This window comes from Streptomyces sp. NPDC049577 (assembly GCF_040675635.1).
Lineage (GTDB): Bacteria > Actinomycetota > Actinomycetes > Streptomycetales > Streptomycetaceae > Streptomyces.
Map to the genome: position 1 here is coordinate 1 of NZ_JBFAPH010000305.1, position 7627 is coordinate 7627.

The 7627-nt window shown below is 72.9% G+C and carries 9 protein-coding genes; 7 read left to right on the plus strand and 2 right to left on the minus strand.

Going from position 1 to position 7627, the window contains the following annotated elements; translation table 11 throughout:
• Together hypB and hypA are read right to left on the minus strand one after the other, a co-directional pair.
• A partial coding sequence (gene hypB, locus AB0K09_RS26290) for a hydrogenase nickel incorporation protein HypB (RefSeq protein WP_366067867.1) occupies window positions 1-541 on the minus strand: 541 nt, incomplete at its 3' end.
• Window positions 541-909 (minus strand): hydrogenase maturation nickel metallochaperone HypA, encoded by a 369-nt coding sequence (gene hypA, locus AB0K09_RS26295; protein WP_366067868.1) that lies wholly within the window; start codon window positions 907-909, stop codon window positions 541-543. The genes hypB and hypA, both read right to left, overlap by 1 nt.
• A gap of 201 nt (window positions 910-1110) precedes the next feature.
• Between hypA and AB0K09_RS26300 the strand changes: the two genes are divergently transcribed.
• From AB0K09_RS26300 to AB0K09_RS26330, 7 genes are all read left to right on the plus strand, one after another.
• Window positions 1111-2844: a hydrogenase maturation protein gene (locus tag AB0K09_RS26300; protein WP_366067869.1), complete on the plus strand. Its 1734-nt coding sequence runs from the start codon at window positions 1111-1113 to the stop codon at window positions 2842-2844.
• A gap of 28 nt (window positions 2845-2872) precedes the next feature.
• Window positions 2873-3955, plus strand: a complete 1083-nt coding sequence (locus AB0K09_RS26305; protein ID WP_366067870.1) for a hydrogenase expression protein HypE — start codon at window positions 2873-2875, stop codon at window positions 3953-3955.
• 24 nt (window positions 3956-3979) lie between these two features.
• Window positions 3980-5767, plus strand: a complete 1788-nt coding sequence (locus tag AB0K09_RS26310; protein ID WP_366067871.1) for a nickel-dependent hydrogenase large subunit — start codon at window positions 3980-3982, stop codon at window positions 5765-5767.
• A gap of 10 nt (window positions 5768-5777) precedes the next feature.
• Entirely contained in the window at window positions 5778-6323 is a 546-nt protein-coding gene (locus AB0K09_RS26315) for a NifU family protein (RefSeq protein ID WP_366067872.1), read from the plus strand.
• Window positions 6320-7000, plus strand: coding sequence for a DUF5947 family protein (locus AB0K09_RS26320; protein ID WP_366067873.1), 681 nt, complete (start codon window positions 6320-6322; stop codon window positions 6998-7000). The genes AB0K09_RS26315 and AB0K09_RS26320 overlap by 4 nt, the downstream gene beginning before the upstream one ends.
• Before the next feature lie 12 nt (window positions 7001-7012).
• Window positions 7013-7222: a hypothetical protein gene (locus AB0K09_RS26325; protein WP_366067874.1), complete on the plus strand. Its 210-nt coding sequence runs from the start codon at window positions 7013-7015 to the stop codon at window positions 7220-7222.
• The coding region (locus AB0K09_RS26330) for a DUF6084 family protein (protein WP_366067875.1) at window positions 7219-7627 on the plus strand (409 nt) is incomplete at its 3' end. The genes AB0K09_RS26325 and AB0K09_RS26330, both read left to right, overlap by 4 nt.

Here is a 7627-nt window from a genome sequence, read left to right on the forward strand (position 1 = left end):
ACGCCGCGCGGTCGAAGCCCACCGCTCCGGCGATGTCGGTCTTGGTGAGGACGACGAGGTGGGCCAGGCCGAAGGCCGTCGGGTACTTGAGCGGCTTGTCCTCGCCCTCGGTCACCGACATGAGGGTCACCCGCAGGGTCTCCCCCAGGTCGTAGGAGGCGGGGCAGACCAGGTTGCCGACGTTCTCGACGAAGAGGATCCGGGTGGCGTCGGGCAGCCAGCCCTCCAGGTGGGTGCGGAGCTGTGCGGCCTCCAGGTGGCACAGGCCCGCGGTGAGGACCTGTTTGACGGGGGCGCCGGAGCGGGCGAGGCGGACGGCGTCGTTCTCGGTGGCGAGGTCGGCGGTGAGCGCGGCCACCGGGATGCCCTCGGCGGCCATCCGGGAGAGGAGCCGTTCCAGGAGGGCGGTCTTGCCGCTGCCGGGGCTCGACAGCAGGTTGACCAGGGTGACCCCACAGGTCGTCAGTTCCCGGCGCAGGGTGTCGGCCAGGGCGTCGTTCTTGGCCAGGACCGTCTGCCGGACTTCGATCGCACGGCACATCAGCCGTTCGCCTCCTCCAGTTCGTCCGCCAGTTCCACCGCGGTGATCTCCAGTTCCCGGCCGCTGAGCAGTTGCGGTGCCGGCCGGTCGCAGCGCGGGCACCAGAGCATGGGCGGCATGCCCACCGCGAAGTCGGTGCCGCACGGGCCGCAGCGGGCGCGGGCGGGCACCTCCTCGACGAGCAGCCGGGCGGCGGCGAGGGCCGTACCCTCCCGGGCGACGTCGAAGGAGAAGCGCAGTGCGTCGGGCACCACGCCCGAGAGCTCGCCGACGCGCAGCCGGACGGCCTCGACGGCGTGGGCGCCGTGCCGCCGGGCGAGGTCCTCGGCCTGCTCGACGACGGCGGTGGCGATGGACAGTTCGTGCATCCGCCTCCGCCTCCCTGCTCCGTGCCCGTCACTCTAAGAAGCGCGTTCGCCGGAGGGCGTGAAGCGGGCCGGAGGGGCCCCGGTATTCGCCCGCGTAGCGCAATCGCGGCGTGCCTCGCACGATGCCGCCCGGCGGGACGGCCGGTCCGGGTGACGATGCGAAGCGTCCGGAGTTCCACCGGGCACCCTCGGGAGGTTGCCGTGCACATCCTGCTGATCGCGAGCGCTTTCAACAGCCTGACGCAGCGCGTCTACGCCGAACTCGGCGACAGGGGGCACGCCCTGGCGGTGGCCCTGGCCCAGGACGACGACACGCTGCGGGCGGCGGTGGAACGGCACAGGCCGGATCTGATCGTCGCGCCGATGCTCAAGTCGGCGGTGCCGCCGGACATCTGGTCGCGCCGCACGTGTCTGATCGTCCATCCGGGGCCGGCCGGCGACCGGGGGCCCTCCTCGCTGGACCGGGCGGTCCAGGAGGGCGTGGACCGCTGGGGTGTGACGGTCCTTCAGGCGGAGGCGGAGATGGACGCCGGCCCCATCTGGGCGACGGCCGACTTCGCGGTACCGCCGGACGTCTCCAAGAGCGATCTGTACCGGGGCGAGGTCGCGGACGCGGCCGTGACGGCGGTGCTGCTGGCCGTCGAGCGGTTCGCGTCGGGCGACTGGGCGCCGCGGCCGCAGACGGGTCTGCCGGTGCGCGCCCGGCCCCATCTGACGCAGGGCGAGCGCCGGATCGACTGGTCGGCGCAGCCGACGGAGGAGGTGCTGCGCAGGCTGCGGGCCGCCGACTCGCAGCCGGGGGTGCTGGACGAGCTGCTGGGGCGGGAGTGGTATCTGCACGGGGGGCACGGCGAGGACCGGCTGCGCGGCCGGCCGGGCGAGGTGCTGGCGACCCGGGCCGGGGCGATCTGCCGGGCGACGGTGGACGGCGCGGTGTGGATCCCGCAGCTGCGGCCGCGCCGGAGCCCGGAGGGTCCCCCCACCTTCGCGCTGCCGGCGGCGTCGGCGCTCGGTGACCGGCTGCCGGACGTGCCCGACGTCGCGGCCCCGCTGCGGCTGCCGTACCACCGGCGGACGTGGAGCGACATCCGCTACGCCGAGCAGGGGGCCGTCGGCTTCCTGCGGTTCCGTTTCCCGGGCGGGGCGATGAGCACGGTGCAGTGCCGGCGGCTGCTCGCCGCCTACCGTTACGCGCGGTCGCGGCCGACGTCCGTGATCGTGCTGGGTGGTGAGCGGGACTTCTTCTCCAATGGCATCCACCTCAACGTCATCGAGGCGGCGGCGAACCCGGCCGAGGAGTCGTGGGCGAACATCAACGCCCTGAACGACCTGGTGGAGGCGGTGCTGACCACCGTCGACCGGCTGGTGGTGGCGGCCGTGCCGGGGAACGCGGCGGCGGGCGGCGTGATGCTGGCGCTCGCCGCGGACGAGGTGTGGTGCAGGGCGGGGGCGGTGCTCAATCCGCACTACCGGCTGATGGGGCTCTACGGTTCGGAGTTCTGGACCTACAGCCTGCCCCGGCGGGTCGGCGCGGAGCGGGCGGCGGCGCTGATGGCCCGGGCCGCGCCGCTCAGCGCGGCCCGGGCGAGGGAGTTCGGGCTGGTGGACCGGGTGGTCGCCGGGCCGCCGCAGGAGTTCGCCGACACCGTCACCCGGATGGCGGCCGACCTCCTCGGTGAACTCGACGTGCCGACGCGGATCGCGGTCAAGAAGGCCGCGCGGGAGCGGGACGAGTCCGTCAAGCCGCTGGCGGCCTACCGGGCGCAGGAGCTGGAGCTCATGCGGCGCGCGTTCTTCGGCCCCGACGAGCCGTACCACGCGCTGCGCTCGGCGTTCGTGCGCAAACGGCCGACACCGGACGCGGCCGCACGGTGCGACGCGCTGTCCGGGACAGCCGATCAGATTGCCGGTGAAAGTACCGTATGTCAGCTTTGAGCCAGACCGCCGCCGAAGGGAATCCGCCATGGGCTCGGAGCCGATGACCGCGTCCGCGACCGCGCCGGCCGAGCCGGCGGGCGCGGGTTTCGACGAGATCCACATCCTCTGGACCTCGGAGGGCATGAGCTGCGACGGCGACACCGTGTCGGTGACGGCCGCCTCGCTGCCGAGCCTGGAGGACGTGCTGCTCGGTGCGATTCCCGGGGTGCCCAAGGTGCATCTGCACAACAAGGTGCTGGCCTACGAGACCGGCGACGACTTCATGGCCGCCTTCCACCGGGCGGCGGCCGGGGAGCTGGCCCCGTTCATCCTGGTGGTCGAGGGGTCGATCCCCAACGAGAACATCAACGGGGACGGCTACTGGACCTCGATGGGCAACGACCCGGCCACGGGCGAGCCCATCACCTTCAACGAGTGGATCGACCGCCTGGCGCCCAGGGCGTGGGCGGTCGTGGCCATCGGCACCTGCGCGGCCTACGGCGGCATCCACGCCATGGCGGGCAATCCGACCGGCTGCATGGGCCTCGCGGACTACCTGGGCCCGGACTTCCTCTCGGCGGGCGGTCTGCCGATCGTCAACGTGCCCGGGTGCCCGGTGCAGCCGGACAACTTCATGGAGACCCTGCTGTGGACCCTGCACCACGCCGCCGGGCTGGCCCCGCCCATCCCGCTGGACGAGCAGCTGCGGCCCACCTGGCTGTTCGGCAAGACCGTCCACGAGGGCTGCGACCGGGCCGCCTACTACGAGCAGGGCGACTTCGCGAAGGACTACAACTCCCCCAAGTGCCAGGTGAAGGTGGGCTGCTGGGGCCCGGTGGTCAACTGCAACGTCACCAAGCGGGGCTGGATGGACGGCATCGGCGGCTGTCCCAACGTCGGCGGCATCTGCATCGGCTGCACCATGCCCGGCTTCCCGGACAAGTTCATGCCGTTCATGGACGAACCGCCCGGCGGCAGCCTCTCGTCGGGGCTGATGGCCGTCTACGGCCCGTTCATCCGCACCCTGCGGTCGATCACCAACGCCAGCGCCAACCGGGAACCGCGCTGGCGCCACAACGAACAGGCCCTGACCAGCGGCTACCAGCCGCGCTGGACCGGCCGTAAGTAATCCGCACCGCGAGAGGAACCATCAGTGGCGACCGCCCAGGAAAGCGACGCGGCACGGCGCACCCTGACCGAGGTGGCGTTCGATCCCATCACCCGGATCATCGGCAACCTCGGCATCTATACGAAGATCGACTTCCCGGGGAAGGAGGTCGTCGAGTGCCGCAGCACCTCGTCCATCTTCCGCGGCTACAGCGTCTTCATGAAGGGCAAGGACCCGCGGGACGCGCACTTCATCACCAGCCGCATCTGCGGCATCTGCGGGGACAACCACGCCACCTGCTCGGTCTACGCGCAGAACATGGCGTACGGGGTCAAGCCGCCGCCGCTCGCCGACTGGATCATCAATCTCGGCGAGGCCGCCGAGTTCATGTTCGACCACACGATCTTCCAGGACAACCTGGTCTTCGTCGACTTCTGCGAGCGCATGGTCAAGGAGACCAACCCCGGCCTGCTCGCGCGGGCCGAGCGCACCCCCGCCCCGCGCGGCGACGTGCACGGCTACCGCACGATCGCGGACATCATGCGCGCCTTCAACCCCTTCGAGGGCGAGGTGTACAAGGAGGCGCTGCGCATGAGCCGCCTCACGCGCGAGATGTGCTGTCTGATGGAGGGCCGCCACGTGCACCCCTCCACCCTCTACCCGGGCGGGGTGGGCACGGTCGCCACGCCACAGCTCTTCACGGACTACCTGGTGCGGCTGACGCGCTGTCTGGACTTCGTCAAACGGGGGGTGGCCCTCAACGACGACGTCTTCGACTTCTTCCTGGAGGCGCTGCCCGGCTACGACCAGGTCGGCCGGCGGCGCACGCTGCTCGGCTGCTGGGGCTGTTTCCAGGACCCGGACGTGGTGGACTACGACTACCGGCACATGAACGAATGGGGCAACGCCATGTTCGTCACGCCGGGCATCGTGGTCGACAACCAGCTGGTGACGACCGACCTCGTCGACATCAACCTGGGCCTGCGGGTGCTGCTCGGCAGCTCCTACTACGAGGACTGGGCCGGCGAGGAGACCTACGTCGAGAAGGACCCGCTGGGCAACCACGTCGACCAGCGGCACCCGTGGAACCAGACGACCCTGCCCAAGCCGCAGAAGCGGGACCTGGACGGCGGTAACTACAGCTGGGTGATGAGCCCCCGCTGGTACGACAAGCGCACCGGCGACCATCTCGCGCTCGACACCGGCGGCGGCCCCCTCGCCCGGCTGTGGAGCACCGCCCTCGCGGGCAAGGTCCGCACGCCGTACGTGCGCTCCACCGGGCACAGCGTCCAGATCGACCTGCCCGGGACGCCGGCCACGCCCGAGATGCGGCTGGAGTGGAAGCCGCCGCCCTTCCCCAACACCATCGAACGTGACCGGGCCCGCATGTACTTCGTCGCCTACGCGGCGGGGATGGCGCTGTACTTCGTCGACCGGGCGCTGGCGGAGGTGCGGGCGGGGCGCACCCAGGTCTTCGAGGACTTCGAGGTGCCGTCGGAGGCGATCGGCGTCGGCTTCCACGAGGCGGTGCGCGGCGTGCTCTCCCATCACCTCGTCATCCGCGACCGAAAGATCGCCAACTATCACCCCTACCCGCCGACGCCGTGGAACGCCAGTCCCCGCGACCGCTACGGCACGCCGGGGCCGTACGAGGACGCCGTCCAGGGCCTGCCGATCTTCGAGGAGAACGGGCCGGACGACTTCAAGGGCATCGACATCATGCGCACGGTCCGCAGCTTCGACCCGTGCCTGCCCTGCGGGGTGCACATGTACCTCGGCAAGGGCCAGGTGCTGCGGCAGAGCCACTCGCCGACCTTCGGCGCGCTGGCGTAGGGCGGCGCGGATGTCCTGGAACGACGAGACCGCCCGCGAGCACGTCTCCCGCACGGAGGCGCTGCTGGCCGGGCTCGACGACCTGGCCGACGCCCCGGCCGGCGATCAGGCGGCGCAGGCGCTGCAGGCGGTGGTCGCGCTGTACGGCGAGTGCCTGGCCCGGGTGATGGGCCACGCCGACGGCGCGCTGGCCGGGGCGCTCGCCGCGGACGAGCTCGTCGGTCATCTGCTGCTGGTCCACGACCTGCACCCGGACCCCGTCGAGATCCGTGTCCGGCGCGGCCTCGCGGCGGCGGGCGAAGGGGGCGTCGAGGCCGAGCTGATCGCCGTCGAGGGGGCGGTGGCCCGGGTACGGGTGCGGGCCCGGGGCTGCGGCTCGGCCGGCTCCGCGGAGTCCGCGCGGCAGGCCGTGCGGGACGCCGTGTGCTGGGCGGCGCCGGAGATCGAGCGGGTGGAGGCCGAGGCGGACGGCGGGCCGGCGCCCACGCTGATCCCGGTGGACTCCCTCTTCCGCGCCGGCGGCGTCACGGCGGCCGCGAGCGGGGGCCCGCGATGACCGCCTTCGCCGGGGCCACCCGGCTGCGGGAGCTCGCCCACCGGCCGGGCCCGGCCCACGCCGCGCAGGGGCCGGCCCACGGCCCGGACGACCGCTGCGACCTGTGCTCGTGCCCGGTCCCCGGCGAGCACCGCCATCTGCTGGACGTGCCGGACGGCACGCTGCTGTGCGCCTGCGGGGCCTGCGCGCTCCTCTTCGACCAGCAGGAGACGGGGGTGCGCCGCTACCGGCTGCTGCCCCGGCGCCGGCTGCGCCTGGACGGCTTCCGGATCGACGACCATCTGTGGGCCTCGCTCGGGATCCCGGTGGGCCTGGCCTTCTTCGTCCGGGAAGCGGCCACCGGAGAGACGGCCGTGGCCTATCCCAGTCCGCTGGGCGCGCCGCGCGCGACCGTGGCGCCGGCCGTGTGGGCGGAGCTGGCGGGCGGGCACCCGGCGGTGGCCGGGCTGGCCGGCGACGTCGAGGCGCTGCTGGTCCACCGGGGCGACGTCCACCGGGGCGAGGGACGGGCCGGCCCGGGGGAACACTGGATCGTGCCGCTGGACGACTGCTACCGGCTGGTGGGCGTCGTCCGCACCCACTGGAAGGGGCTGACGGGCGGCCCCGAGGCGCGGTCCGAGATCGAACGGTTCTTCGCGGAGCTGGCGCCGTCCGCGCCGGTCCGCGGCGACGGTTAGGAGGCGAGCGGCATGGCCGAGATCCGCGTGGGCAGACCCCACACCCGCATCGACAAATCCGCGCACGTCCCCGGGGTGCGCCAGGGCAACCACCAGGGCAACTACAAACGCCAGCACGGCCATCTGCCGGACGGGCGGTCGAACGCACGCCGGTCCACGGGAGTCAGCCCGGGCGCGAGGAACGCGATCCTCCCCACCATGCCGAACCTCTCCCCCGCGTGAGCGCCCCGACCGTCCGGCCCCCGGGGCTGCGGGACGTCGCCGATCTGACGTTCGCCGTCACCGGGGTCCGGGCGCTGGAGCACGCCGCGGTGCCGACGCTGGCGTTCGCGCTGGAGATCCGCCGCACCGGCGGCGGCCCGGTCCGGGCCGTCAGCCTCGGTGCCGACGTCCGCATCGCCGCGCCGCGGCGCCGCCACACGCCCGCCGAACGGGTCGCGCTGGCCCGGCTGTTCGGCGGGCCGGAGCAGTGGGCCACGGGCCTGCGCCCGCTGTCCTGGGCCCGGCTGAGCGTGACCGTGCCGCCGTTCGACGACGTGACCCTGATCGATCTGTCCGTGCCGTGCACCCGCGAGTGCGAGGAGGCCGTCACCGCGTACTTCGACGCCGTCCGGGACGGCGAGGTGC